The sequence below is a fragment of the Pseudomonas sp. GW821-FHT01E05 genome (genome assembly GCF_059422425.1).
The window spans coordinates 513,597-538,453 of the sequence record NZ_JBWKWW010000004.1 but is presented as its reverse complement, the minus strand read 5'-3'; the positions used below and the strand labels follow the sequence as shown (position 1 = coordinate 538,453).

Genomic DNA, 24,857 nt, shown 5'->3' with positions numbered 1-24,857 from the left:
CGCAGCGGTCGTAAAGTCGGTATGTAGGGTTTCCCTGAAAGAGTGCGGTTGCAGACCCTACAACACGACCGCTGCGCGCTCGAACGCAGCCTTCGGCAGCTGCTACGGGGACGGTTTTAACCTGGGGTAACACCCGGGCTTTGCGCTGGGCAGCTAATACTCAAAGCGGTGCACCAGGCGATGAACGGCTGCACCCGTTTGCAGCAATCAGGTACTGTTTTGCGGTGCGTCGAACGCTGTTCGATGGCTTGCCTGCGCTTCAAGACGGATGCTTTATCCGCTTAGTCGGTGATCGCTATCCACTGGGTTGGCTGGGTCGTCTTGTGGCGTGGAACTTGCTCTTTTCAAGCCTGATACGCGCCGTTAGAGCGCGCAAAAAAATATTGCCGTGGGTGCGCCGTGATGAGTAGCAAAGCTGATCCGCAGTTTCGCGACATTCGTATCGATCGCTATGACCTTGAGGGTGCGAGGCACTGGATGTCCGGTATCTGCGGCCCGCACCGGCTCCAGACCTCGACCCCCGAGCGGATCCGCTTTCATCACAGCGCCAATGTGTTCAAGTCGATGGCCACGACCCTGGGCACCATCGAATATGGCACCGATGTCACTATCGATATCGAAGACGCCGAGCACTTCAGCAGTTACAGCCTGAGTTTGCCTTTGGTGGGCGAGCAGGAACTGAGCAAGAACGGCACCCTATTGAAGTCCAACCGCGATCAAGGGGTGATCATTTCCCCGAATGAAAGCCAGGTGCTGGCGATCTCCGGCGACTGTCGCAAAGTCCAGGTGGTGATCACTCGAGTCGCCATGAGTGAGTCCCTGGAGGGGATGCTGCAGCGCCCGCTGGATGCGCCGCTGCGTTTCGAGTCGGTGATGGATGCGGTCGACGGGGCCTCGGCCTCATGGTGGCGCATGGCGCGTTATTTCATTGCCGAGCTGGAACGCAGCAGTGAACTGTACGAGCAGGTGGCCTTCACTCGGGACATCGAAAGCTCTTTGATCAAAGGTTTGATCCTCGCCCAGCCGAACAATTATTCCGAGGAGCTGCGGGACGTGTTGGGGGTCAAGCTGCCGCATTATCTGATCAGGGCCAAGCAGTACATTCACGACAACGCCCGCGAAGCGTTGCATCTGGAGGACATCGAAGCTGCGGCCGGCGTCTCGCGTTTCAAGTTGTTCGAGGCGTTCAAGAAGTACTTCGCGCTGTCACCGATGGTCTACCTGAAAAAATACCGGTTGAATGCCGTGCGTCAGGAAATCCTCGAGCATGGCTCGGCGCGCAATATCTCCGAGATCGCCATGGGCTGGGGCTTCACGCACCTTGGGCGGTTTTCCGCCGAGTACCGCAAGTTGTTCGACGAATCCCCGAGCATGACCGTGCAGCGTAACGAAGCCCGGCGCATGCGTGGGCTCTGAATATCCCGGCGACTAGTGGCCTGTGTGGCTAGTTCTGTTAGTCAACTTCGGCGCCAGCAGCCCATATCCTGCGTTGCTGTTCCTCGCCATAGCGGGCTATGACTCGTCACAGCGCCTTGGCTCTGGGCCGCCGGCATCCGAATTTGAGCTAACGAACTAGCCACACAGGCCACTAGGCTTGAATCAGCAACTCTTCAATCAGTTGCAGGCAGTGATTGAGGCCTGGCGACTGGTCGGCGACACGGCGACTGAGAATGATCGGCGAGGTGGCCGTGGCTTCGAGCAACGAGGTGTAGCCGATATCGGCGCGGTGCAGCACCTGTACCGAGGCCGGCACCAGCGTCACGCCCATGCCGGCGGCGACCAGACCGATGGCGGTCTGCAACTCATTGGTCCACTGGGACACCTTGATACTCAGCCCATGGGCATCGAAGAGCGCGATCACATGGTCGGCATAGCTCGGCCTGGGATTGCCCGGATACAGCACGAAAGGCTCCTTGGCCAACTCGGCGAGCGTCGTCGGCCCGGCCAGCAGCGGGTGACCGGCGGGGAGGACGGCGACCAGCCGATCCTCGATCAGTACGCGTTGCTGAATCGCCGGATCGTCAATGCGGATGCGGCCGAAGCCGACATCGATCCTGCCGGCCTTGAGTGCCTGGACCTGTTGCAGGGTGGTCATCTCCGACAAGCCCAGTTCCAGCTCCAGGGCGTCGTTGTTGCGCAAGCGGCGAATCAGCTCTGGCAGCATGCCGTATAAGGTCGAAGGGGCAAAACCGATACCCAGCCAGGTCTTCTCGCCCAGGCCGATGCGACGGGTGTTGTCGCAGACCTTGCCCAGTTGCTCGAGCAAGACGTTGGAGTGTTCATAAAAATACCGTCCGGCTTCAGTCAGTCGCAGCGGGCGACCGCGCTCCAGCAGCACCACGCCCAACTCGTCTTCCAGTTGCTGAATCTGTCGGCTGAGGGGCGGCTGAGCGATATGCAGACGCTCGGCGGCGCGAGTGAAGTTGAGGGTTTCCCCCAGGACCTGGAAATAACGCAGATGGCGAAGCTCCATGGGGACTCCTCAAAGAGTGCGGATCAGTGTGCTGCATACCCTTGGGGTATGGATCGAGACCAATTCTATATTGGAACGGCTAAAAAATGGGGGGCAGAATCGGGCAAAACAAGCAAAGAACCTGACGGGTATCGACATGCACGCTAGCGCCATTGAATCGATCGAGACGATCATCGTCGATCTTCCGACTATCCGCCCGCACAAGCTGGCGATGCACACGATGCAGAACCAGACCCTGGTGATCATCCGCCTGCGTTGCGCCGATGGTATCGAAGGCATCGGCGAGTCCACCACCATTGGTGGCCTGAGCTACGGCAACGAAAGTCCGGACAGTATCAAGACCAATATCGATCGCCACTTCGCACCGCTGCTGATCGGTCAGGATGCCTGCAACATCAACGCGGCCATGCTGCGGCTCGATCGCAGCATTCGCGGCAACACCTTCGCCAAATCGGGGATCGAAACCGCGTTGCTCGATGCCCAGGGCAAACGCCTTGGCCTGCCGGTCAGCGAGTTGTTGGGAGGGCGTGTCCGTGATGCCCTGCCGGTGGCCTGGACCCTGGCCAGTGGCAACACTGAAAAAGACATTGCCGAAGCCGAACAGATGCTCGATCTGCGCCGCCACCGGATCTTCAAGCTGAAGATCGGCGCCGGTGAAGTGAGCCAGGATCTGGCCCATGTCATTGCCATCAAAAAGGCCCTGGGTGATCGCGCCAGCGTCCGCGTTGACGTCAATCAGGCCTGGGATGAAGCCGTCGCCCTGCGAGCCTGCCAGGTGTTGGGCGACAACGGCATCGATCTGATCGAGCAACCGATCTCGCGCAATAACCGTGGCGGGATGGCCCGGCTCAACCTGTCCAGCCCGGCACCGATCATGGCCGACGAGTCCATCGAATGTGTCGAGGACGCCTTCAATCTGGCCCGCGAAGGCGCGGCCTCGGTGTTTGCCCTGAAGATCGCCAAGAACGGTGGCCCGCGTGCCGTATTGCGCACCGCTGCAATTGCCGAAGCGGCGGGGATCGGCCTGTACGGCGGCACCATGCTCGAGGGCGGGATTGGTACGCTGGCGTCGGCCCATGCCTTTCTGACGCTGGCCAGACTGACGTGGGATACCGAGCTGTTCGGTCCGCTGTTACTGACCGAGGACATTCTCACTGCACCACTGGTCTATCGCGATTTTCAGCTGCATGTGTCGAACGAGCCGGGCCTGGGCCTGACCCTCGACGAGGAGCGCCTGGCGTTCTTCCGACGCGACAAATCTTCCCCTGTCACTTCACACGCCTGAGGACATCAGACCATGTTGTTCCACGTAAAAATGACCGTGAACCTGCCGGTCGACATGAATCCCGAGCGCGCCGCGCAGCTCAAGGCTGACGAAAAAGCCCTGGCCCAGCGCCTGCAACAGCAAGGCAAGTGGCGGCACCTGTGGCGGATCGCCGGGCTCTACGCCAACTACAGCGTATTCGACGTCGACAGCGTGCAGGAGCTGCATGATCTGCTGATGCAGCTGCCGCTCTATCCGTACATGGCCATCGAAGTGAATGCACTGTGCCGGCACCCTTCGTCGATTCACGAAGATGACCGCTAGGCCAGATGACCTTTGTGCTCCAACCTAATAAATACAAGATGAGGAATAAATCATGTCAGTCAGAATTTCCCACACTGCCAGCGTCCAGAAGTTTCTCGAAGAAGCCAGCGGTAACCTCAACGAGGGTGGCAATCCACGGGCCAAGGCGCTGATCTACCGGATCCTGCGTGACTCGGTAAACATCATCGAAGACCTGGAAGTGACCCCGGAAGAGTTCTGGAAAGCGGTCAACTACCTCAACGAACTGGGCAAAAACCAGGAAGCCGGTTTGCTCGTGGCAGGTTTAGGCCTTGAGCATTATCTGGACCTGCTGATGGATGCCGAGGACGAGCAGGCCGGCAAGTCGGGCGGTACGCCACGGACCATCGAAGGGCCGCTGTATGTGGCCGGTGCGCCGCTCTCCAAATACGAAGCGCGTCTCGATGACGGTCTGGATCCGGGCGTCGTGTTGTTCATGCAAGGCCAGGTCCGCGACACCGACGGCAAGCCGTTGGCCGGCGCCATTGTCGATGTCTGGCAAGCCAACACCGGTGGCACCTACTCCTACTTCGATGGCACGCAGTCGGAGTTCAACCTGCGCCGCCGTATCGAGACCGATGCCCAGGGACACTATCGCTTCCGCAGTATCGTGCCGTCCGGCTACGGCTGCCCACCGACCGGGCCGACCCAGCAGTTGCTGGATCAGTTGGGCCGCCACGGCCAGCGCCCGGCGCATATCCACTTCTTCATTTCGGCGCCCGGCCATCGGCACCTGACCACTCAGATCAACCTGTCCGGCGATCCGTACCTGCATGACGACTTCGCCTATGCGACCCGTGATGAGCTGATCGCCGAAATTCGTTTCAGCGAAGATCAGGAGATGGCCCGCGAGCTGGGTGTCGAGGGGCGTTTCGCGCAGATCGACTTTGACTTCACCTTGCAGTCCGCCGCCGAGCCGGTTGAACAGAAGCGTATGGAGCGGGTCCGCGCCCTGGAAGATTGACAGCCCATTGCCCGCAAAGCCGCGAGATAACCGACCGTTTATCTCGCGGCGTTGTTCGCGGCGTTGGCTGGCATAGAATCACAACTGAAGAACAATAAGAGTGACCGGTTATGGAAAGTCGTCTGCTGAGCGAGCGCAGTATGGTGTTTGAGTGTGCCGACCCCTATGCGGTGTCCGGTTACGTCAATCAGCATGTCGGCGTGCATTGCATCCATCTGCCCAGGGCCTCCAGCCCTCAGGCCAGTCTCAATCATCGCAAATTCGCCAGCCTTGACCTGTGCCGCATCAGCTATGGCGGCAGCGTTCACGTCACCTCACCGGCACTGGAAACCATCTACCACCTGCAAGTGCTGCTCAGGGGCAATTGCCTGTGGCGCGGGCGTGATCAGGAACACTACCTGGCGCCTGGCGAATTGTTGCTGATCAATCCCGATGACCCGGTCGATCTGACCTATTCCGCAGACTGCGAAAAATTCATTCTGAAAGTACCGACCAGCCTGCTGGAGTCGGCCTGCCTGGAGCAGCGCTGGTTATACCCGGAGCCGGGTGTGCGCTTTATGCAGAATCGCTACAGCCTGGGAGAGCTGGAAGGCTTCGTCAATTTGCTGGCCATGGTCTGTATGGAAGCTGAAGCGGGCGAACCCATGCTCCAGGTCCAGGAGCATTACGCCCAGATCATTGCGAGCAAGATGCTCAGCTTGATGAAAACCAACGTCAGTCGCGCCCATCTGAGCTCCCGTGGTGCCACCTTCGAGCACATCGTCGACTACATCGAGCAGAACCTGAAACAGGACATCTGCAGTGAAGAACTGGCGCTTCAGGCCCGCATGAGCCTGCGTTCGCTGTATTCGCTGTTCGAGCGCCATGCCCAAACCACGCCGAATAACTACATTCGCCTGAAGAAGCTGGAGCGGGTGCATGCCTGTCTCAGCGATGAGACGTGCAACGTGCGCAACGTCACGGAGCTGGCCATGGACTATGGCTTCCTGCACCTGGGACGGTTCTCGCAAAGCTATCGCCAGCAGTTCGGCGAACTGCCATCGGATACCCTCAAACGCCGTCACTGAATCTGCGCTCCACCCCCTCTAAATCCCCGTCCCCCCCCAGTGCAGAAAACGGATAGCGATCTGCACGCAACGGATATTGCCGTTTGCGCCACCTCCCTAGCATGAGCCTTGCCTGAATAAAAACAACGGAGGGCTGTGGCCATGTCTTTGCGACCTGAATACCTTCATTCACTGCTTGAAGAAGACCCGGAACAAGGCGTCTATCGCTGCAAGCGAGAGATGTTCACTGACCCGCGGTTGTTCGACCTGGAAATGGAACACATCTTCGAAGGGAATTGGCTGTACCTGGCCCATGAGAGCCAGATCCCTAACAAGAATGACTTCTACACCACCACCATGGGCCGCCAGTCGATCTTTATCGCGCGGAACAAGGATGGTGTGCTCAATGCGTTCATCAACGCCTGCAGTCACCGCGGCGCGATGCTTTGCCGGCACAAGACCGGCAACCGGGCGTCCTATACCTGCCCGTTTCATGGCTGGACCTTCAACAACTCCGGCAAGCTGCTCAAGGTCAAGGACCCGGCCGAAGCGGGCTACCCGTCGAGTTTCAACTGCGAAGGCTCCCACGACCTGACCAAGGTTGCGCGGTTCGAGTCCTATCGCGGTTTTCTGTTCGGCAGCCTGAACGCCGATGTAGTGCCGCTGGCCGAGCATCTGGGCGAGTCGGCGAAGATCATCGACATGATCGTCGATCAATCCGCCGACGGCCTTGAAGTGCTGCGCGGCTCCTCCAGCTACATCTACGAAGGCAACTGGAAACTCACGGCCGAGAACGGTGCCGACGGTTATCACGTCAGCTCCGTGCACTGGAACTACGCGGCCACCCAGGGCCAGCGCAAGCAGCGCGAGGCCGGCGACTGCAATCCGACCATGAGTGCCGGCAGCTGGGCCAAGCAGGGCGGCGGTTTCTACTCCTTCGACAAGGGCCACATGCTGCTCTGGACCCGTTGGGCCAACCCGGAAGACCGTCCGCTGTACGAGCGTCGCGATGAGCTGGCCCAGGACTTCGGTCAGGCCCGCGCCGACTGGATGATCGAGAATTCACGCAACCTTTGCCTGTACCCCAACGTCTATCTGATGGATCAGTTCAGTTCGCAGATCCGCATCGCCCGGCCGATCTCGGTGAATCGCACCGAAATCACCATCTACTGCATCGCCCCGAAAGGCGAGAGCGACGACGCCCGTTCCAAGCGCATTCGCCAGTATGAGGATTTCTTCAACGTCAGCGGCATGGCTACTCCCGATGACCTGGAAGAATTCCGCTCCTGCCAGGTGGGTTATCAGGGCAGCGCAGGCTGGAACGACATGTCGCGCGGCGCCATGCATTGGGTCGAAGGCGCCGATCCGGCCGCACAGGAAATCGATCTGCACCCGCTGCTCAGCGGCGTACGCACCGAAGATGAAGGTCTGTTCGTGCTGCAACACAAGTACTGGCAGGAGACCATGCTCAAGGCACTGGCCGCCGAACAATCGAAAACGATCCCCGTGGAGGCCGTGTGATGAGTATTTCCCATGACGCGGTGCGTGACTTCCTCTACCGCGAAGCGCGCTACCTGGACGACAAGGACTGGGACAACTGGCTGGAACTGTACGCCTCTGACGCGAGTTTCTGGATGCCGTCCTGGGACGACAACGACGAGCTGACTGAAGACCCGCAACGAGAAATCTCGCTGATCTGGTATGGCAACCGTGGTGGCCTGGAGGACCGGGTTTTCCGTATCAAGACCGAGCGTTCCAGCGCCAGCGTGCCGGACACCCGGACCTCGCACAACATCAGCAATATCGAGTTGCTGGAAGTCGCCGATGGCCAGTGCAAGGTGCGTTTCAACTGGCACACCCTGAGCTTTCGCTACAAGACCGTGGACAGCTATTTCGGGAGCAGTTTCTACACCCTCGACGTGCGCGGCGAAACCCCACTGATCAAGGCCAAGAAAGTCATCCTGAAGAACGATTACGTCCGTCAGGTCATCGACATCTACCATTTGTGAGGCCGCTGCCATGAGCCATCAAATTGCATTGAATTTCGAAGACGGGGTGACCCGTTTCATCGCCGCCGATGTTGGCGAAACCGTCGCCGACGCGGCCTATCGTCAAGGTATCAATATTCCGCTGGATTGCCGTGACGGCGCCTGCGGTACCTGCAAGTGTTTCGCTGAAGCCGGTCGCTATGATCTGGGCGAAGAGTACATCGAGGATGCGCTCAGCGAGGATGAGGCCGCTCAGGGTTACGTGCTGACCTGCCAGATGCGCGCGCAAAGCGACTGCGTGGTGCGAGTACCGGTGTCTTCGGACGTTTGTCGCACTCAGCAGACCCACTACAACGCCGCCATCAGCGAGATCCGCCAGCTCTCCGACAGCACCCTGTCGCTGTCGATCAAGGGTGAGGCACTGAGCAAACTGGCGTTCCTGCCGGGGCAATACGTCAACCTGCAAGTGCCCGGCAGCGAACAGACCCGTGCCTATTCCTTCAGCTCGTTGCAGCGCGAGGGCGAGGTCAGTTTCCTGATCCGCAATGTTCCGGGCGGGCTGATGAGCAGTTTCCTCACAGGTCTTGCGAAGGCCGGCGACTCGATCAACCTGGCCGGTCCGTTGGGCTCTTTCTATTTGCGGGAAATTCGTCGGCCGTTGTTGTTGCTGGCGGGCGGGACCGGGCTGGCGCCGTTCACGGCAATGCTGGAAAAAATCGCCGAGCAGGGCAGTGACTATCCTTTGCACCTGATCTACGGCGTGACCAACGACCACGATTTGGTGGAAATGGAGCGGCTGCAAGGGTTCGCGGCGAGCATTCCAAACTTCAGCTTCAGTGCGTGCGTCGCCAATCCGGACAGCGGCCATCCGCTCAAGGGCTACGTCACCCAACATATCGAACCGCAGCACCTCAACGCCGGTGATGTCGACGTCTACCTCTGCGGGCCACCACCGATGGTCGATGGGGTCAGCCGTTACCTGGCCGAACAGGGCATTGCGCCGGCGAACTTCTACTACGAGAAGTTCGCTGCCAGCGCGGCCTGAGTCCAATCCCATGGTTGAGGAGATGACATGAGCAGTTTACGTTTCAAGGGTAAGGTCGCGTTGATCACCGGCGCAGCCCAGGGCATTGGCCGACGGGTCGCCGAGCGCATGGCGGCCGAAGGTGCGCGGTTGGTGGTGGTCGATCGTTCTGAATTGATTTTCGAATTGCGCGATGAGCTTGCGGCCGGCAGCGAAGTGCTGGCGCTGACCGCCGATCTTGAGCAGTACGCAGAGTGCGGCCGGGTCATGGCCCAGGCTGTCGAGCGTTTCGGTCGGCTGGATATTCTGATCAACAACGTCGGCGGGACGATCTGGGCCAAGCCGTTCGAGCATTACAAACCGGATGAGATCATGAGCGAGGTGCAACGCTCGCTGTTCCCGACACTCTGGTGCTGCCATGCCGCGTTGCCCTACATGCTGGAGCAGGGCAGTGGGGCTATCGTCAACGTCTCGTCGATTGCCACCCGCAGCATCAACCGTGTGCCTTATGGCGCGGCCAAAGGCGGGGTGAATGCGCTGACGGCATGCCTGGCCTTCGAGACCGCCGAGCGCGGAATCCGGGTCAATGCCACGGCCCCCGGCGGTACTGAAGCACCGCCCCGGCGCATACCGCGCAACAGTGCCGAACAAACGCCGCAAGAGAAAATCTGGTACCAGCAGATCGTTGAACAGACCTGCGACAGCAGCCTGATGAAGCGCTACGGCACGGTCGATGAGCAGGCAGCGGCGATATTGTTTCTGGCCTCGGACGAGGCGTCCTATATCACTGGCATGACATTACCGGTGGGTGGTGGTGATCAGGGCTGATCACCTGCGAGCACGGGCTTGAGGCAAAGAAAATCCAATGTAGGAGCGAGCTTGCTCGCGATAGCATCACCGCGGTCATTCAGATACACCACGGTACCCGCATCGCGAGCAAGCTCGCTCCTACACTCACTTGCGTACGACCAGATCGAGCAACTCTTCTCGTTCCTTGATTTTCTGCAGGACGATTTCCGAGCGGATATCGGTGACGCCAGCGGTGCGGTTCAGCTGATTGACGATGAAGTCCGAGAAATGTTTCAGGTTGCGCGCCTGGACTCGCAGCACATAGTTGCTCGCCCCGGTAATCACGTAGGCGGTGACCACTTCCGGCCACAATTGGACCTTCTTGATGAAGGTCTCGTGCCAGTCCTCGACGTCCTGTCGCAATGACACATGGACGATGGCTTCGAGCTCGATTCCCAGCCGTTCGGCGTTCAGCACCGCGCGATAGCCGGTGATGATTCCCTCACTTTCCAGCAGCCGCAAACGGCGTAAACAGGCCGACGGCGACAGTGCGACTTTCTCCGCCAATTCCTGATTGCTGATACGGCCATCCTGTTGCAGGTGATGCAGGATTCGCAGGTCTGTCGAGTCGAGAGTCATGGCTAGAATAAATCCGCGTTTATTTGGGTTGGATTCGAATTTTCTTCGAGATAACTACTATACGGTCACTTACTTTGCACGAAAATTCTCCAAAACTTCGTTCATTATCTCTCCACCGTGAAGGCGTAAATAACGCCTGAAACACGACACTCACACCCATGCTCGACCCGACTATCGCGATTTGCCCGGACGGCACCTCATTCAAAAAACAGGACACTCAATGACTACAAGAAACGATTGCCTGGCGCTTGATGCGCAGGACGCTCTGGCTCCTTTGCGTCAGCAGTTTGCGCTCCCCGAAGGCGTGATTTATCTCGACGGCAACTCTCTGGGCGCTCGCCCGGTCACAGCGCTGGCGCGTGCTCAGGCGGTGATCGCCGAGCAATGGGGTAACGGTCTGATCCGCAGTTGGAACAGCGCCGGCTGGCGCGACCTTCCTGAACGTCTGGGCAATCGATTGGCGGGGCTGATTGGTGCCGGTGACGGTGAAGTGGTGGTGACCGATACCACCTCGATCAACCTGTTCAAGGTGCTCAGCGCTGCCCTGCGTGTGCAGGCTACGAGAGCGCCGACGCGGCGGGTGATCGTCACCGAGACCAGCAACTTCCCGACCGACTTGTATATCGCCGAAGGTCTGGCGGACCTACTGCAGCAGGGCTATTCCCTGCGTCTGGTCAACAGCCCTGAAGAGCTGCCGCTAGCGATTGACCAGGACACCGCGGTGGTGATGCTCACCCACGTCAACTACAAGACCGGCTACATGCACGACATGCAGGCCCTGACCGCGCTGACTCACGAGTGTGGTGCGCTGGCCATCTGGGATCTGGCGCATTCCGCCGGGGCGGTGCCGGTCGATCTGCATCAGGCGGGCGCCGACTACGCCATCGGCTGTACCTACAAGTACCTCAATGGCGGCCCTGGTTCGCAAGCCTTCGTCTGGGTTTCGCCTGAGCTGTGCGATCTGGTTACGCAGCCGCTGTCTGGCTGGTTCGGCCATTCGCGGCAGTTCGCCATGGAGTCTCGCTACGAGCCGAGCAGCGGAATCGCTCGCTACTTGTGCGGCACCCAGCCCATCACCTCATTGGCGATGGTGGAGTGCGGTCTGGATATTTTCGCCCAGACCGACATGGCCAGCCTGCGCAGCAAATCCCTGGCACTGACCGACTTGTTCATCCAGTTGGTCGAGCAGCGCTGCGCCGCTCACGAGCTGACCCTGATCACCCCTCGCGAACACGCCAAACGCGGCAGCCATGTCAGCTTCGAACATCGCGAAGGTTATGCGGTGATCCAGGCCTTGATCGCCCGTGGCGTGATCGGTGATTACCGCGAGCCACGGATCATGCGGTTCGGCTTCACCCCGCTGTACACCTGCTTCACCGAGGTCTGGGACGCAGTGCAGATTCTCGGCGAGATTCTCGATCAGAAAACCTGGTCCCAGGAGCAGTTCCAGATCCGCCATAGCGTCACTTGACGTCAAGGTTTTGTATCCGTGCAATCACAATAAAAAGGGGCACACAAAGTGACCACCTCCGAAAAAGGTTTCGAAGCGATTTCCAATCGTGAGCAGGGCCTGCGGCGCCAGCTCACATCGGGTCAGATGAGCATGATCGCCATTGGCGGTGCGATTGGCACCGGCCTGTTCATGGGCAGTGCCTACGCCATTGGTTATGCCGGGCCGAGCGTGCTGCTCAGCTACGCGATTGGCGCGATCATCACGCTGCTGTTGATGGGCTGTCTGGCAGAAATGACCGTGGCCCATTCGACCTCCGGCTCGTTCGGTGCCTATGCCGAATTCTATGTCAGCCCGCTGGCCGGGTTTCTGGTGCGCTACGCCTATTGGGCGGCGATTGTGCTGGCGGTGGGCACGGAAGTGACGGCGGTCGCGATGTACATGAAGTACTGGTTCGCCAACGTGCCGGAATGGATCTGGATCGTCTCGTTTTCGAGCGTCCTGATCGTGCTCAACGCCATCAGCGTGAAGACTTTCGGCACCTTCGAGTACTGGTTCTCGACCATCAAGATCGGTGCGATTGTCGGCTTCATCATCCTCGCGGTGTATGTGGTGTTCGGTTCCGGCAATCCGGATTACGGCGTGCACAACTACACGGCTCACGGCGGCTTCTTCCCCAATGGTTTGCAAGGGATGTGGGTCGCGGTGATCGTGTCGATCTTCAGTTACCTGAGCGTGGAAATGATCGCGGTGGCAGCCGGTGAGGCGCAGGATCCGGAGCGGGCGGTGAAGAAGGCCTTTCGCGCGACCATCGTGCGGCTGGTGGTCTTCTACCTGCTGACCCTGGCGTTGATGTTGGCGATTGTGCCGTGGGTTCAGGCCGGTCATGCCCAGAGTCCATTCGTCACCGTCATGCAGACCATCGGTATTCCCGGCGCAACCGGGGTGATGAACTTCGTGATTCTGATTGCCGCGTTGTCGGCGATGAACAGTCAGCTCTATATCACCACGCGCATGATGTTCAGCCTGTCCCGTGGCGGGTATGCACCCAAGTCCATGGGAGTGTTGAGCAAGACCGGGATCCCGCTCAATGCCTTGTTGCTGTCCAGTTCGGGCATCGCTTTGGCAACGTTGCTGAACGTGGTGTACCCGGAAAGCTCCTTCACCTTGATGATGGCGATCTCGATGTTCGGCGCCATTTTCACCTGGTTCATGATCTTCCTGACCCACTACTGTTTCCGCCGTTACCAGGAGCGCAACGGCGAGCGGAAACTGTCCTTCCGCATGCGGTTGTTCCCCTACACCACGCTGTTGGGGTTGGTGCTGATGGGCGCTGTGATGATCACCACCTACTTTACCGATGCCTTCAAGATGACCCTGGTATTCGGTGTGCCTTTTCTGCTGATCCTCACGGTTGTCTACTGGATTTTCTTTAGAAAATCCAAGGCAGCCGTGGTGTTGAATCCGCTGCCAAAGGTTTAGAGGGAAGAGGTGCGCACTGCTGGCTCGGTGGTTTTCAAAGACTGGCGAGCCGGCATTGATCCTGGGCACTCTCGAGGCTGGCTTCGAACGCGACCAACCCGGCGTGAAGTTGTTGTAGTGCGCCGATTTTGTCCATCAATTCGCGTTTCTTGTCCGCGATGGCGACTTGAGCAAGGTCCCAGGGAAGCTCCTTGCCCCGGTGTTGCTCAAACATCGCCTGCATTTCCTTGAGCTTGAAGCCCAGTTGCTGGGCGCACTTGATGAACGTCAGCAACTCGACGCTCTGCTGGTTGTAGATCCGGTATTTGCCCTGGCGTGCTGCTTGCGGCAACAAGCCGATGTCCTCGTAGTGACGGATGCTCTTGACCGTCGTTCCTGACAGTTGCGCAGCTTTGCCGATATACATGAAAAATCCCTTTTATGAATGTCCCGGAGTGCGCCAAAAACGCTGGCGCATTATCCGGGAGATTCAACGGCTGGCGATAGCCTGTGCTTGCTTGAGCCATGTTTCCCGTTGTGCAGCTTTCGAACCCAGAATTGGCCCGAAGGTGAGGGTCTTGGTTGGCTTGATACCGCAAAACTTCAGCGTGGTCTTGCGCACCTGGTGCAGCCCGGGCATGCGGTAGATCCATTTGTAATACCAGGGTGGTGTGTCCATGGTCACCAGCAGGTGGGCGGTGCGGCCTTGCAGGAGCTTGTCCGGAAAGGCGCTGCCTTCGCGGTATTTGAAGGCGAAACCGGATAGAAAAACCCGGTCGAAAAAACCCTTTAATAACGCCGGAATTCCGCCCCACCAGATCGGATAGACAAACGCCAAATGCTCGGCCCAGGTGATATCCGTTTGGGCTTGCAGCAGATCGGCTTCCAGTGGCTGGATTCGGTTGTAGCCTTCGCGCAAAACCGGGTCGAAACTCAGTTTGCCCAGGCGCAATTGCCGTACCTCGTGCCCGGCACCTTGCGCAGCCTGCACGTAGCTGTCGGTGAGCGCGCTACAGAAGCTGTCGCTGGAAGGGTGACCCAGAATCACCAGTACTCGCTTGCTCATCGTGACTAAATCCTGAAAGTGGAGCTTTCAGGGTAGAGTCTGCCCCTAACGGGAGAGTCAATGGGTGGCTCATTCAACGGACAAGGCCTCAAGCAAGGCTCTGGCATAACCAGGCAGGCTGTCGAATGAGCGCGCGCACAGCAGCAGTTTTCGCTGAGCCCACTCTTCCTTCAGCGCGAAGCTTTTGAACGGTTGCTCGACCGTCCAGCGCCGGATCGCGGCCAGTGGCACGATCGCCACGCCAGCGCCGCGGGCGACCATACGAATCACCCCGTCGAAGCCTTCAGCGCGGATACGTATTTGCATGCGTACGCCGGTGTGCAGCGCCTGTTCTTCGAGATACACCGCCAGCGCGCTATTGGCGGCCAGACCAACGTAATCGTGAAGCAAGGTATCGCTGAAACCCGGCGGCCTGCCGTTGGCCAAGGGATGATCGGGCGGCATGATCAACACCAGCGGGTCGTCGCGAAAGGGCCGGGTCTGAAGGTCCTGGGTGTCCACCGCGTCGGAGACGATGCCAAGGTCAGCCGAGCCCTGACGCAAGGCGTGGGCGATACGCAGACTTGGCAATTCTTGCAGGTCGATGTCGAGGTTGGGATGGCTGCGCAGAAAGTCCGCCAGCAATTCCGGCAGGTACTCGGTGATTGCCGTGGTGTTGCACAACAACCGCACCTGACCTTTGACGCCTTTGGCGTACTCGGCCAGATCCTGCTGCATGCGTTCGGCCTGTTGCAGCATCACCCGAGCATGTTGGGCCAAGGCCTTGCCGGCCGGCGTGGGACTGACGCCACGGCGTCCACGCTCTAGAAATGGAGTGCCCAGCGAAGCTTCCAGCGCCCGAACCCGGGCACTGGCCGCCGCCAGCGACAGATGGCTGCGGCTGGCACCTGCGGTGATATTGCCGGCTTCGAGAATGTTCAAGTACAGCCGCAGATCGGTCAGGTCAAAGTGCATGTAGGGTCGCCTTCGATGGATCGTTCCCAAGAGGCCGCCTCAGTATATTGGATCGTTCCCACGCTCCGCGTGGGAATGCCGCCCTGGACGCTCTGCGTCCGCCCTTTGTGACGCAGAGCGTCACGAGATGCATTTCCACGCAGAGCGTGGGAACGATCAGCCTCAACTTTAACAAGAGGTTGCCTCAGTATATGGTGAATTTTCAAGGCCAGGCGCAAGGCCCAGGATAGCGCCATGAAGACACTTGTCGCGTTCTACCAAAACCTCGGCCCGGCCTTGTCATTATTGGTCATTGGCACCTTTCTGCTAGCCGGGATGATCAAAGGTATAATCGGCCTTGGTCTGCCAACCATTGCCATGGGCCTGCTGGGCCTGGCTATGGTTCCGGCGCAGGCTGCAGCGTTGCTGATCATACCGGCGACCCTGACCAATATCTGGCAATTGGCCTTCGGTGGGCATTTGAGTTCGCTGATCAAACGGCTGTGGCCGATGCTGTTGGCGATTTTTATCGGCACTGGGCTGGGTACGCTGTGGCTGGGTATCGATGGAGGCCGTTGGGTGGTGCGGGCACTGGGCGCGGCGTTACTGCTCTACGCCCTGAGCGGTCTGTTATTGCCGACGCTGCATGTGAACGCCAGCACCGAGCGCTGGCTTGGCCCGGTCTGCGGCGTGCTGACCGGCATCATCGCCTCGGCTACCGGAGTCTTCGTGATTCCGGCCGTGCCATACCTTCAGGCACTGGCTCTGAACAAGGATGAACTGGTGCAGGCGCTGGGCCTGTCGTTCAGCGTTTCGACACTGGCGCTGGCCGCCGGCCTGCTGTGGCGTGGGGCGTTGGGCGGTGGCGAGTTGAGTGCTTCGCTGCTCGCCCTGATACCGGCCGTACTGGGTATGTTGCTGGGGCAATGGCTACGCCAGCGAATCAGCGCCGTGCTGTTCAAACGCGTATTTTTCATTGGCCTCGGAGTGCTCGGAGGCCATCTTTTGATCAGCGGCTAGCGTTGTGTACGCAAAAGCAGGTCTTCTGCATCAGGGCCAGTTGTTGTGGGCGTTGATGTCCGGCAGTTCAGGCCGCTATGTCGGCTCTGCCAGTGGCGGAGCCGTTTCGTTCTTGCCGGGTGTGGCACTCGCACGGTGAGTATGAGGCGTCCAGGTTTGCCACTTGCTTTCGAAGTACGCCTGATTTTTATCCCAGAGGGCTTGATACTCGCCACTGACGATCAGCTTCTTGAACGATGCCTGTCCATAGTGATGGACGAATGCATCTTCGGCACAGACAGTACGGTAACCAGCGGCCTGAACCCTGCGACTGTAGTCATCATCCTCGAACAGACCGATGCCAAAGGCTTCATCCAGATACCCTACCTGGCGCAGAACGTCCCGGCGCATGGCGACGCAAAACATCGCCAGCATTGGAATGTCGAACACCTGACCTTTATGTTCGGCGGTGTAGCGGGATGCAAAGTCGTGCATCTGTCCGATACTGGTATACGGAACCGCGATTTTCGCCTCGTTACCGACCATGTTGGTGACGGGGCCGATCAGTCCGATGCTTGGATCCTGCAAGTGTTTGATCAGTGGCGTCAGCCAGCCTTTGGGCACCACCGTATCGTTATTGAGCAACAGCAGAGTCTCGCCTCTGGCCCGACGCAAACCTTGATTGTTGGCGGCAGAAAACCCGCGGTTATCGGCATTGAGGATGATATCGACATCAGGATTGTCGCGGCTCAGCTGTTGCAGGTAGGCGGGGGTGCCATCCGCTGAACCGTTGTCGACAATGATCAGCTGGTAACGGACCGACGTGGTGTTACGCACAATGCTGTCGATACACTCTCGGGTCAGATCGAGGTTGTTGTAGGTCACGACAATGATGGACGCCCGCACATCGAGCGCGCTGATGGCTTGTCGGGTGGTTTCGACGCGCTCTTTCCAGTCATTGCTGCGGGCGGTTTCCACCCGTTGCCGGATCCTGTCTTGTGCGGTTTCAGTCAAGGCGCGCTCGATCTGCACCAGGTACTCATCGACGTCGCTCGCGAAGTACAGAATATCTTTGTAGCGGCTCAACTCTTCGAGGGGCGCCGAAACCACTGGTTTTCCCGCACTCAGGTATTCGTAGAGCTTCACCGGATCCACGGCGTGGGTCACATTGTTGAGCAGAAAAGGGATCAGGCAGACATCGAAGCGATGAAGATAGAGAGGCATTTGAGCGTAAGGTTTTATTCCTGACAACAGCACATTGGGTTTGCCCTCGAGACCTGCGAGGTTGTCGACGAAGACGTCTCCCACCAGTACGAAATTCCAGGTCGGGCGTTTGTCTGCCAGCGCCGCGAGTAAGGGGAAGTCCAGCCACTGTGCCAGGGCTCCGTAGAAGCCAATCACAGGTCCCGCAAAGTCTGGTAGTAGATCGTTAGGCATGCAGTGCCGGTGGAAGAATTCAAAGTCCACTGCGTTGCGCACCAGAACGCATCTTTTGCAATGCCCGGACCATTTACGGTGCAGACGCGCCGCCGATACCGTTACCAGATCTGCCTGGGCGACGAGGTTCCATTCTTCGGTCACCAACCCGGCACCGATATTCGGAAAACCATCCCAGTCATCCATGCAATCGTATTGAATGGGCCAGCCGCGATCAGCGCGTAACTCAATGGCCAATGGGCTCCAGTAAGGAATGTGGATGAGTGAAAACGCATCCCGGATCTGGAAGTCCTCTATCAGCAGGTCGAGGGCACGTTGGTAGGCTTGGGTGTTCTCGGGCGTCAAGACTTTCTCGTAATAGATATCCTGAGCATCACGCTGAAGGGTCACTTCGAAAATGTTGTGCGCCACACGGGTCAGACTATAAGGCCGCCCCTCAGGAGGGACTCTCGAGGGCACGATATAAAACACTCGACTTCCCTGGTGCGCGAATTGGCTCATCAACTGCTGCGGTCGTTGAAACCTGGCGGCCCACTCAATATTCGCAAAGCACAGAATATCCAGCTTCTTGTGGGGGACTACTTCGGCTACGGAGCGCTGCGCAGGATGTCGCGCCGGGTCGCTGGGGAGCGTTAGCCCTTGAGCGCGAAACGCAACATCGGCACCGCCAGAAAGAGCCTCGAGCAATCCATAGCGCATCATGCAGGCAATGAAACGCAGTGGTCTGGTCACAAACCATGAGCGGCTACCCAGCAGGAAATCGACCCTGGCGAGCGCGGCATCGCGCTCCTGCAGTACTGCATCTCTTTCGGCCAGGGCTGTGTCGTGCTTGATCGGATCAGTCACGTGGGTACCTGTGCAATGCAGTGCAGTCATCATCCGGCCACATGGAGCTCTTCGAGCCCGGACGATAAAAGGTCGCGGTCAGGCTGCGACGAGATGAGCGGTAGCCGCTGACGACCGGTGAAACGGCATGCCAGGAGTGATTCGAACGCACCAGTACGGCGGAGTTGCCCACCTGCGGTTCGATGACGGCCGCAATGCTGGTCGGGTCTGAGCTGCGCAATATGTTCAGGCAGCCACCGTCGATGCGGTTCCAGGATTCATTGAAGTACAGGATGTGGGTGACCAGTTTGTCGCTCAGGTCGGGATGGGCGCCAAGGCTGGCGCCTGGACCGTAATGGAAGACATTCACCTCCATCGGTACATCGCGCAGGTCATGGTCGGTCAAGTGCGACAGGGCTTCCCGATAGGCCGAAGAGCAGAGGTCTTGAGCCAGTTTCTGCCATGCCTCGCTCAGCTCCTCAGGAAAAACAACGGCGTTGGTGCCCATCGACACCAGGCCCCGTGCCTCATAGTCATAGTTTTTTTCCCCGCCATAACCCGTCACGGTCTTGAAATGATCGTGGGGAAAGGTGGTCGCCAGGGCAAACGCGTCTTCTGGCGAATACAAATCACCAATTTCGGCCCATGAATACGGTTGAGTGTTCAACGCGCTGGATTGCAGCCGTGTCAGGTTTAGCATCCTGTCCTTACCTTCCTCTCAGGGTTCTGAGGCCACGTGCAATTGAGCGCAGTGGGGCGGTGATTCGAAATGAGCTGGAGTTTTGCAACTCAAGCACTTTTGCCTCGCTTCGTGCCAGGCGCTGGTGGAGGCTCGTTATCTGTTGCTGTTGAGTGCTCAACCTGGCGTGCAGGACAGCGCGTTCGCTTGCCTGGTCCACATCGACAGACGGGGGCGCGGCCTCGATGTACGGTGTGTCGCGGGGCTCTGCTGCCGTTTCGAGCAGCGTCGGCAAACCTTGCCAAAACGCGTCTAGCGCCCGCGTCGAAGAGGTCTTTCCCTGCTTGATGAGGGTCGCGACCTGGTCCCAGTGAGTGCTCACCTGCAGCGCAGCCGCCTGTGCTGCGGCGCAGGGCCGGGTTTTGCCGGCTCGATCGAGAAACCACTGTGCGTCAATGGTCTCGACATCGGGCAGGGCGTGCAGCGATTCGAAGTCGGCCAGGGCGGTGTATTTCCCGGCACTCAGATCGGCGGAACAAAACACCGGGACGCCAAAGGCCAGCGCGCTGATCGCCAGGTGATAGCTGTGACCGATAACGGCCTCTGCCCGGCTGAGGATTTCTGCCAGCAATAATGGCTCGGGCCATTCCGGCAGGCTGATTGCGTGGGGCAAATGCCGGGTGACTATCGAGGGGTGGTCACCAAGGACCGGGCCAATGGGCAGCGCCAGAAATTGATAGTGTTCGAACGCCTGCGGATATTGCTCGAACAAGCGCAAAAACGGCTCAACCATGTGGATGGCATGGATGACGATATACGGAGCGGTCAATCCTGCCTGCTCGCACAGATGGATGAATGGCCTGGAAGGTTGCTGGTCATCGATCAGGTTGGGTAAGCCAAATGCGGTATCGGGCAGGACTTCGACGTCAATCTCGCTCGAGATTGCAGCCAGGGTATCGCGTGACAGGCTGTCACGAACCCGCACGTACTGGCTTTGTTCCAGGGCCAGTTTCACTAGCGGTGCGGCCCAGTCGGGAATGCTGTTGCAGTGCATGCCGGGAGCGTTCCAGATCACGGGCGTTGCGTGTTGCAAAGCGATCAGCGCCGGGGTGAGCCAATATCCGGTGGGGTGGTGAATATCCGCTGAAGCAGGGCCATAGCCCTCAGCCACGAGCTTATCGAAGCGAATCAGAAAGCCGCCGCCGATCAACAAGCCGTCCAGATGCTCGGCCAGACCAGGCAGTTCGCTCAGAGACGTCACTGGATAGGGCCATTGCCCAGCGGGCCTGGAGTTGTACGAAAACCGCCGTAGATGTACGGCTCCCAGCCGTTTGCTCAGCTCGACTTGTGCAATGATCGGAAACAGTAGATCGCCATAATTCTCGACGTCGAAGGTGCCAACTATGGCGATCTGCCAGGTGCGTCCGTTCATGTACTCTCCGGGACATCGACATTACACATTTTTTTTATTTGACCCTGTTGTTCAGGAGGCTGGACCACGCTTTGCAAACCCAGATCTACGACGCCGAGGAAACCCCTGTTATTGGGCAGCATGTCGAATGACAGTAGCCCCACCTGTTTCTCGATCAGCTGTGAGGTGTCCTCAGTCCCGCCCTGTAGAAGCTTGAGGGTAATGTGGTAGCGACCTGCCGATAGACTGGCCGGGAATCGCACGCAGATCGAAGCCTGCCGCCAGCCGTCCTCGGCCGGTGCCATTTGCAGCGCAAAGTTCGCCCCACCGATGACCATCAACCGAGCCTCCTGGACCGTAAAACTGAGCGATGGCTGGGTGATGCCGTCGCGCAGCAAGGTTTCGACCCGGATCTCTATCTCATCGCCATACAGGTAGCTGGAGAAGAGTTCCCGGGTGTTTGTAAAGAAGGCAGAAGTAATGCGCCCTTCCTGTGTGCCGAAGGCAATACCCTCTTTGGCATCGCTTGAAACACCCAGAAAAGGTTTGCGCGTGACCGAAACGTCGCCGCCGCTTGCCCAGCGGCGCTGTTCATCACGCATATCAAGCAGGTACAACTCGGCCATTTCGTCGGGGGCACCGCTGGCGAATATTTGACCTTCGCGAAGATAAATGACGCGGTTGCAAAAGCGTCTGACCATGCTCATGTCGTGGGACACGAACAGCAGCGTAGAGCCGCTCTCGATCAAGCTCTCCAGCCGGTTCAAGCATTTGAACTGAAAGGACGCATCACCGACGGAGAGCGCCTCGTCGACGATCAGAATGTCCGGTTCCACACACACCGAGACGGCGAAGGCGAGCCGGACCAACATGCCGGTGGAGTAGGTCTTGGTCGGTTGGTCGATAAAATCGCCGATGTTGGCAAAGGCAGCGATTTCATCGAAACGGGTGTCGATCTCGGATTGGCTCAGGCCCAGTATTACACCGTTCAGGTAAACGTTTTCCCTGCCGGTGAACTCTGGATTGAAGCCGGACCCTAGCTCCAGAAGCGCCGCAATACGGCCGCGACCTTCAACGCTGCCCTGGGTGGGTGCCATCGTTGCGCAGATCAACTGCAACAGCGTGGACTTGCCGCTGCCATTGCGACCGATGATGCCGACGGTCTCGCCTTTAGCAATTTGCAGGGACACATCCTTGAGTGCCCAGAATTCACGGTAATAGCGTTTTCTGCCACGGGTCAGCATTTGCAGCATGCGATCCATCGGCTTGTCGTAGATTTGATAGCACTTGCTCAGGTGCTCGGCGTTGATCGCTATCTCAAAGGACATTGGCATAGTCCTCGGGTAGCACCGCTAACGACCTGAAAAAAACCGGCAATATATCTGCGATAAACCCGACTATCCGGTGCATTACCCATGCGCCCAACCACTCACGGTGATTCTCAAGGCTGGAAAACATACCGCCCGGTGTCCTTTCCCTCATCAATTAACCACCCGGTTCTAATTATTTTCCGCGCTCGTCCACTCGGACTGTTCGATTGGCCGAGTGCAGACAAAATGAGGGACTTGAGGCAACCTGAATCTGTTTGGCATCCATGCTCATTTAGCGTTTTATGACGGTTTTCGGATTGTATTGCAGCAAATTGCCATCATCCAGACAAAATGCAGATGTTCCAGCTGGATATTTGCGTTCGACAATGAATCGGTGACGTTCCTGTTACAGATTCAAGTGATAGCAGGTTTCTGGAGTCGTGCTGATAATTTGCCGCTGGAGACCGCCTGAACCGGCGATTGCTACAGGTGAGAGAGGTACACAAACCCGGTGGGTTGGGGGGAAGGGGAGGTCTGAGGATGAAAGCTGCCTTTGAGGCAGCGATTAGCGGATCAGCGGCTAGCTGATGACGGGCTTAGCATATCGATGCGACGGATATCGAAATCGCGCTCCAGGTAATCCATGCGCTGGTCGAAGAACTGCTTCATGTGCGGCAGATTCGAATGCATGTCCAGGTGAGCCCGGGATTGCCAGATTTCGTAAAAGATAAACAGCGTTGGATCCTGCTGGTCGCGCAGCATGTGGTACTCGATGCAACCGGGTTCGGCGCGGCTCGGTTCGACATAATCGCGAAACAGCGCTTCGAACGCCTCGGCTTTTTCCGGTCTGGTTTTTGCCTGCAAGATAAAACCGTGCAAGTCACTCATGTCGCTCTCCTCAATTCCGGGTTCGGAAAGTCTACGACAACAATCCACCTGCAATTCGTGCGTATAGGTCAAATGAATTTTGACCGCTTCGGGCTTATTCCCTCGGCACCGCATCGATACCCTGCCGCCATCAACTTTCAACCTTCTCAATCCAGCGACTTATCCACAGCGCTGCGCATTGGACCTTGATGAGGCACCCCATGAAAAAAGTACTGTTGCTCAACGGTGGCAAGAAATTCGCCCACTCCGACGGGCGCTACAACTCGACGCTGCATGACACCGCGCTGAGCGTGCTGGATCGCGGCGGAATCGATGTGAAAGTCACCCACATCGACGAGGGCTATGACATTGCGGAAGAGGTGGCGAAGTTTGTCTGGGCCGACGTGATCATTTATCAGATGCCGGGCTGGTGGATGGGCGCGCCGTGGACCGTTAAAAAGTACATCGACGAAGTCTTCACCGAAGGCCACGGCAGCCTGTATGCCAGCGATGGCCGCACCCGTTCCGACGCATCGCAAAAATACGGCAGCGGCGGCCTGCTGCAAGGCAAGCAATACATGCTGTCGCTGACCTGGAACGCGCCGCAGCAAGCCTTCGACGACCCGACCGACTTCTTCGAAGCCAAGGGTGTGGATGCCGTGTATTTCCCGTTCCATAAGGCCAACACCTTCCTTGGCATGACCGGACTGCCGACGTTCCTTTGCGTCGATGTGATGAAGCGTCCGGCCATTGAGGCCGACGTTGTCCGCTACGAGCAGCACCTGAGCGAGGTGTTCGGCCTGCCGGCGTAAGGTTCCTTTTGCCCCGCATCGGGCTACTATCGGTGGCGAGGGGGCTTGCCCCAATGCCGCTCCTACAGGGCCCCCTCCCACGGTAAGTCACCCGCCGGGACAACTCGATACAGAGGACATACGTGAAAGCCAGATCCGATGAGTTGCAAATTTTCGTCTGCGTCATCGAGTGCGGGTCTATCTCGGCTGCGGCCGAACAGGTGGGGCAAACGCCCTCGGCGGTCAGCCGCACGCTCTCGCGGCTCGAGGCCAAGCTCGACACCACGCTGATCAACCGCACCACGCGGCGTATGGACCTGACCGAAGAGGGCAAATATTTCTTCGAGCGGGCCAAACTGATTCTCGAACAGATGGATGAACTCGAAGAGCGCTTGTCCTCGCGCCAGAAAACGCCCTCAGGTCGACTGCGAATCAACGCCGCCTCGCCGTTCATGCTGCACGCGGTCGTGCCATACATCAGCGAATTTCGCGCTCTGTACCCGGACATCCAGCTGGAACTCAACAGCAACGACCTGATCATCGATTTGCTGGAACAAAGCACCGATATCGCCATCCGTATCGGGCCTCTGGTGGACTCCACGCTGCATGCCCGCTCCCTGGGCTGCAGCCCGCTGCACATCCTCGCCAGCCCTGAGTACCTGGAAAAGCACGGCTCGCCGGCCACCGTGGCGGAACTGGCCGGGCACTCGCTGCTGGGTTTCACCCAGACCGAAAGCCTCAATCATTGGCCATTGCGTCATGCCCAGGGTGACCGCTGGCAGATTCAGCCGGGAATTTGCGCCTCCAGCGGTGAAACCTTGCGACATCTGGCGCTGGAGGGGCAGGGTATTGCTTGCCTGTCGCACTTCATGACTATTGATGACATCAAGGCCGGTCGCTTGAAGGTGGTCTTGGCCGAGGCCAATAGCGGCTATCGCCAACCGATCAATGCGGTGTACTACCGTAATTCGCAGCTGGCATTGCGTATTCAATGCTTCCTGGACTTCATTCAGAGCAAGCTGGCGGCCTATGCCATGACGGTGTTCGAAGGTTGATTGGCGATCGCTGCTCAGGATTGAATAGGGGCATCCGGATTTCT

At 58.5% G+C, this 24,857-nt stretch carries 24 protein-coding genes; 14 read left to right on the top strand and 10 right to left on the bottom strand.

What is annotated here, in order from left to right; translation table 11 throughout:
* Positions 1-402: 402 nt before the first annotated feature.
* On the top strand, positions 403-1,416 hold the full coding sequence (locus AC07W5_RS11730; RefSeq protein WP_494995442.1) for an AraC family transcriptional regulator: 1,014 nt from the start codon (positions 403-405) through the stop codon (positions 1,414-1,416).
* Positions 1,417-1,588: 172 nt separating this feature from the next.
* Here AC07W5_RS11730 and AC07W5_RS11725 read toward each other — a convergent pair whose 3' ends face one another.
* Entirely contained in the window at positions 1,589-2,473 is an 885-nt protein-coding gene (locus AC07W5_RS11725) for a LysR family transcriptional regulator (protein ID WP_494995441.1), read from the bottom strand.
* A gap of 136 nt (positions 2,474-2,609) precedes the next feature.
* Here AC07W5_RS11725 and AC07W5_RS11720 point away from each other — a divergent pair, with 136 nt between their 5' ends.
* From AC07W5_RS11720 to AC07W5_RS11685, 8 genes are all read left to right on the top strand, one after another.
* On the top strand, positions 2,610-3,758 hold the full coding sequence (locus AC07W5_RS11720) for a muconate cycloisomerase family protein (protein WP_495013237.1): 1,149 nt from the start codon (positions 2,610-2,612) through the stop codon (positions 3,756-3,758).
* Positions 3,759-3,770: 12 nt separating this feature from the next.
* Positions 3,771-4,061, top strand: a complete 291-nt coding sequence (catC, locus tag AC07W5_RS11715) for a muconolactone Delta-isomerase (protein WP_419118739.1) — start codon at positions 3,771-3,773, stop codon at positions 4,059-4,061.
* A 52-nt stretch (positions 4,062-4,113) separates the two neighbouring features.
* Positions 4,114-5,043 carry a catechol 1,2-dioxygenase gene (gene catA / locus AC07W5_RS11710; RefSeq protein ID WP_494995439.1) on the top strand — a complete coding sequence of 310 codons (930 nt, stop codon included), beginning with the start codon at positions 4,114-4,116 and terminating at the stop codon, positions 5,041-5,043.
* Positions 5,044-5,153: 110 nt separating this feature from the next.
* Positions 5,154-6,110, top strand: a complete 957-nt coding sequence (locus tag AC07W5_RS11705; protein ID WP_495023409.1) for an AraC family transcriptional regulator — start codon at positions 5,154-5,156, stop codon at positions 6,108-6,110.
* 141 nt (positions 6,111-6,251) lie between these two features.
* Positions 6,252-7,610: a benzoate 1,2-dioxygenase large subunit gene (benA, locus tag AC07W5_RS11700; protein WP_495023408.1), complete on the top strand. Its 1,359-nt coding sequence runs from the start codon at positions 6,252-6,254 to the stop codon at positions 7,608-7,610.
* Positions 7,610-8,098, top strand: a complete 489-nt coding sequence (gene benB, locus AC07W5_RS11695; RefSeq protein ID WP_494995436.1) for a benzoate 1,2-dioxygenase small subunit — start codon at positions 7,610-7,612, stop codon at positions 8,096-8,098. Before benA ends, benB begins: the two co-directional genes overlap by 1 nt.
* A gap of 10 nt (positions 8,099-8,108) precedes the next feature.
* The gene (gene benC / locus AC07W5_RS11690) at positions 8,109-9,122 is read left to right on the top strand and encodes a benzoate 1,2-dioxygenase electron transfer component BenC (RefSeq protein WP_494995435.1); all 1,014 of its coding nucleotides are present in this window, start codon (positions 8,109-8,111) and stop codon (positions 9,120-9,122) included.
* A gap of 27 nt (positions 9,123-9,149) precedes the next feature.
* Positions 9,150-9,929, top strand: a complete 780-nt coding sequence (locus AC07W5_RS11685; RefSeq protein WP_495023407.1) for a 1,6-dihydroxycyclohexa-2,4-diene-1-carboxylate dehydrogenase — start codon at positions 9,150-9,152, stop codon at positions 9,927-9,929.
* Positions 9,930-10,055: 126 nt separating this feature from the next.
* Here the strand turns inward: AC07W5_RS11685 and AC07W5_RS11680 are convergent, their stop codons facing one another.
* Positions 10,056-10,529 carry an Lrp/AsnC family transcriptional regulator gene (locus AC07W5_RS11680; RefSeq protein WP_419118732.1) on the bottom strand — a complete coding sequence of 158 codons (474 nt, stop codon included), beginning with the start codon at positions 10,527-10,529 and terminating at the stop codon, positions 10,056-10,058.
* A gap of 220 nt (positions 10,530-10,749) precedes the next feature.
* On the opposite strand from AC07W5_RS11680, the gene kynU reads away from it, so the two are divergent.
* Positions 10,750-12,000, top strand: coding sequence for a kynureninase (gene kynU / locus AC07W5_RS11675; RefSeq protein WP_495023406.1), 1,251 nt, complete (start codon positions 10,750-10,752; stop codon positions 11,998-12,000).
* 48 nt (positions 12,001-12,048) lie between these two features.
* Positions 12,049-13,461 (top strand): amino acid permease, encoded by a 1,413-nt coding sequence (locus AC07W5_RS11670; protein ID WP_495023405.1) that lies wholly within the window; start codon positions 12,049-12,051, stop codon positions 13,459-13,461.
* A 34-nt stretch (positions 13,462-13,495) separates the two neighbouring features.
* Here AC07W5_RS11670 and AC07W5_RS11665 read toward each other — a convergent pair whose 3' ends face one another.
* From AC07W5_RS11665 to AC07W5_RS11655, 3 genes are all read right to left on the bottom strand, one after another.
* Positions 13,496-13,867: a MerR family transcriptional regulator gene (locus AC07W5_RS11665; protein WP_495023404.1), complete on the bottom strand. Its 372-nt coding sequence runs from the start codon at positions 13,865-13,867 to the stop codon at positions 13,496-13,498.
* A gap of 63 nt (positions 13,868-13,930) precedes the next feature.
* Complete coding sequence (locus tag AC07W5_RS11660; RefSeq protein ID WP_495023403.1) at positions 13,931-14,506, bottom strand: NAD(P)H-dependent oxidoreductase; 576 nt, start codon at positions 14,504-14,506, stop codon at positions 13,931-13,933.
* Between the two features lie 69 nt (positions 14,507-14,575).
* On the bottom strand, positions 14,576-15,460 hold the full coding sequence (locus AC07W5_RS11655) for a LysR family transcriptional regulator (protein WP_495023402.1): 885 nt from the start codon (positions 15,458-15,460) through the stop codon (positions 14,576-14,578).
* A gap of 234 nt (positions 15,461-15,694) precedes the next feature.
* Here AC07W5_RS11655 and AC07W5_RS11650 point away from each other — a divergent pair, with 234 nt between their 5' ends.
* Entirely contained in the window at positions 15,695-16,459 is a 765-nt protein-coding gene (locus AC07W5_RS11650; protein WP_495023401.1) for a sulfite exporter TauE/SafE family protein, read from the top strand.
* 75 nt (positions 16,460-16,534) lie between these two features.
* On the opposite strand, the gene AC07W5_RS11645 is transcribed toward AC07W5_RS11650, so the two are convergent.
* The 5 genes from AC07W5_RS11645 to AC07W5_RS11625 form a co-directional block, all read right to left on the bottom strand.
* Positions 16,535-18,721, bottom strand: coding sequence for a glycosyltransferase (locus AC07W5_RS11645; protein ID WP_495023400.1), 2,187 nt, complete (start codon positions 18,719-18,721; stop codon positions 16,535-16,537).
* A complete protein-coding gene (locus AC07W5_RS11640) occupies positions 18,714-19,400 on the bottom strand; it encodes a 2OG-Fe(II) oxygenase (RefSeq protein ID WP_495013223.1) in 687 nt (228 codons plus the stop codon). Before AC07W5_RS11640 ends, AC07W5_RS11645 begins: the two co-directional genes overlap by 8 nt.
* 7 nt (positions 19,401-19,407) lie before the next feature.
* Positions 19,408-20,811: a polysaccharide pyruvyl transferase family protein gene (locus AC07W5_RS11635; protein WP_495013222.1), complete on the bottom strand. Its 1,404-nt coding sequence runs from the start codon at positions 20,809-20,811 to the stop codon at positions 19,408-19,410.
* Positions 20,808-22,118, bottom strand: coding sequence for an ABC transporter ATP-binding protein (locus AC07W5_RS11630; RefSeq protein WP_495013221.1), 1,311 nt, complete (start codon positions 22,116-22,118; stop codon positions 20,808-20,810). The genes AC07W5_RS11635 and AC07W5_RS11630 overlap by 4 nt, the downstream gene beginning before the upstream one ends.
* 555 nt (positions 22,119-22,673) lie before the next feature.
* A complete protein-coding gene (locus AC07W5_RS11625) occupies positions 22,674-22,988 on the bottom strand; it encodes a putative quinol monooxygenase (RefSeq protein ID WP_494995412.1) in 315 nt (104 codons plus the stop codon).
* A 200-nt stretch (positions 22,989-23,188) separates the two neighbouring features.
* Here AC07W5_RS11625 and mdaB point away from each other — a divergent pair, with 200 nt between their 5' ends.
* Positions 23,189-23,779, top strand: a complete 591-nt coding sequence (gene mdaB / locus AC07W5_RS11620) for an NADPH:quinone oxidoreductase MdaB (RefSeq protein WP_495023399.1) — start codon at positions 23,189-23,191, stop codon at positions 23,777-23,779.
* Positions 23,780-23,901: 122 nt separating this feature from the next.
* Positions 23,902-24,813, top strand: a complete 912-nt coding sequence (locus AC07W5_RS11615) for a LysR substrate-binding domain-containing protein (RefSeq protein WP_494995410.1) — start codon at positions 23,902-23,904, stop codon at positions 24,811-24,813.
* Positions 24,814-24,857 lie beyond the last annotated feature (44 nt).

Excerpts from the sequence above, each read along its gene's own strand:
- AC07W5_RS11630 (WP_495013221.1), bottom strand. The coding sequence starts at position 22,118 with ATGTCCTTTGAGATAGCGATCAACGCCGAGCACCTGAGCAAGTGCTAT.
- AC07W5_RS11705 (WP_495023409.1), top strand. The coding sequence starts at position 5,154 with ATGGAAAGTCGTCTGCTGAGCGAGCGCAGTATGGTGTTTGAGTGTGCC.
- AC07W5_RS11655 (WP_495023402.1), bottom strand. The coding sequence starts at position 15,460 with ATGCACTTTGACCTGACCGATCTGCGGCTGTACTTGAACATTCTCGAA.
- mdaB (WP_495023399.1), top strand. The coding sequence starts at position 23,189 with ATGAAAAAAGTACTGTTGCTCAACGGTGGCAAGAAATTCGCCCACTCC.
- catA (WP_494995439.1), top strand. The coding sequence starts at position 4,114 with ATGTCAGTCAGAATTTCCCACACTGCCAGCGTCCAGAAGTTTCTCGAA.
- AC07W5_RS11640 (WP_495013223.1), bottom strand. The coding sequence starts at position 19,400 with ATGCTAAACCTGACACGGCTGCAATCCAGCGCGTTGAACACTCAACCG.
- AC07W5_RS11660 (WP_495023403.1), bottom strand. The coding sequence starts at position 14,506 with ATGAGCAAGCGAGTACTGGTGATTCTGGGTCACCCTTCCAGCGACAGC.
- AC07W5_RS11685 (WP_495023407.1), top strand. The coding sequence starts at position 9,150 with ATGAGCAGTTTACGTTTCAAGGGTAAGGTCGCGTTGATCACCGGCGCA.
- AC07W5_RS11680 (WP_419118732.1), bottom strand. The coding sequence starts at position 10,529 with ATGACTCTCGACTCGACAGACCTGCGAATCCTGCATCACCTGCAACAG.
- AC07W5_RS11665 (WP_495023404.1), bottom strand. The coding sequence starts at position 13,867 with ATGTATATCGGCAAAGCTGCGCAACTGTCAGGAACGACGGTCAAGAGC.
- benA (WP_495023408.1), top strand. The coding sequence starts at position 6,252 with ATGTCTTTGCGACCTGAATACCTTCATTCACTGCTTGAAGAAGACCCG.
- AC07W5_RS11730 (WP_494995442.1), top strand. The coding sequence starts at position 403 with ATGAGTAGCAAAGCTGATCCGCAGTTTCGCGACATTCGTATCGATCGC.
- AC07W5_RS11650 (WP_495023401.1), top strand. The coding sequence starts at position 15,695 with ATGAAGACACTTGTCGCGTTCTACCAAAACCTCGGCCCGGCCTTGTCA.
- kynU (WP_495023406.1), top strand. The coding sequence starts at position 10,750 with ATGACTACAAGAAACGATTGCCTGGCGCTTGATGCGCAGGACGCTCTG.
- benB (WP_494995436.1), top strand. The coding sequence starts at position 7,610 with ATGAGTATTTCCCATGACGCGGTGCGTGACTTCCTCTACCGCGAAGCG.
- AC07W5_RS11625 (WP_494995412.1), bottom strand. The coding sequence starts at position 22,988 with ATGAGTGACTTGCACGGTTTTATCTTGCAGGCAAAAACCAGACCGGAA.
- catC (WP_419118739.1), top strand. The coding sequence starts at position 3,771 with ATGTTGTTCCACGTAAAAATGACCGTGAACCTGCCGGTCGACATGAAT.
- benC (WP_494995435.1), top strand. The coding sequence starts at position 8,109 with ATGAGCCATCAAATTGCATTGAATTTCGAAGACGGGGTGACCCGTTTC.
- AC07W5_RS11635 (WP_495013222.1), bottom strand. The coding sequence starts at position 20,811 with ATGAACGGACGCACCTGGCAGATCGCCATAGTTGGCACCTTCGACGTC.
- AC07W5_RS11720 (WP_495013237.1), top strand. The coding sequence starts at position 2,610 with ATGCACGCTAGCGCCATTGAATCGATCGAGACGATCATCGTCGATCTT.
- AC07W5_RS11725 (WP_494995441.1), bottom strand. The coding sequence starts at position 2,473 with ATGGAGCTTCGCCATCTGCGTTATTTCCAGGTCCTGGGGGAAACCCTC.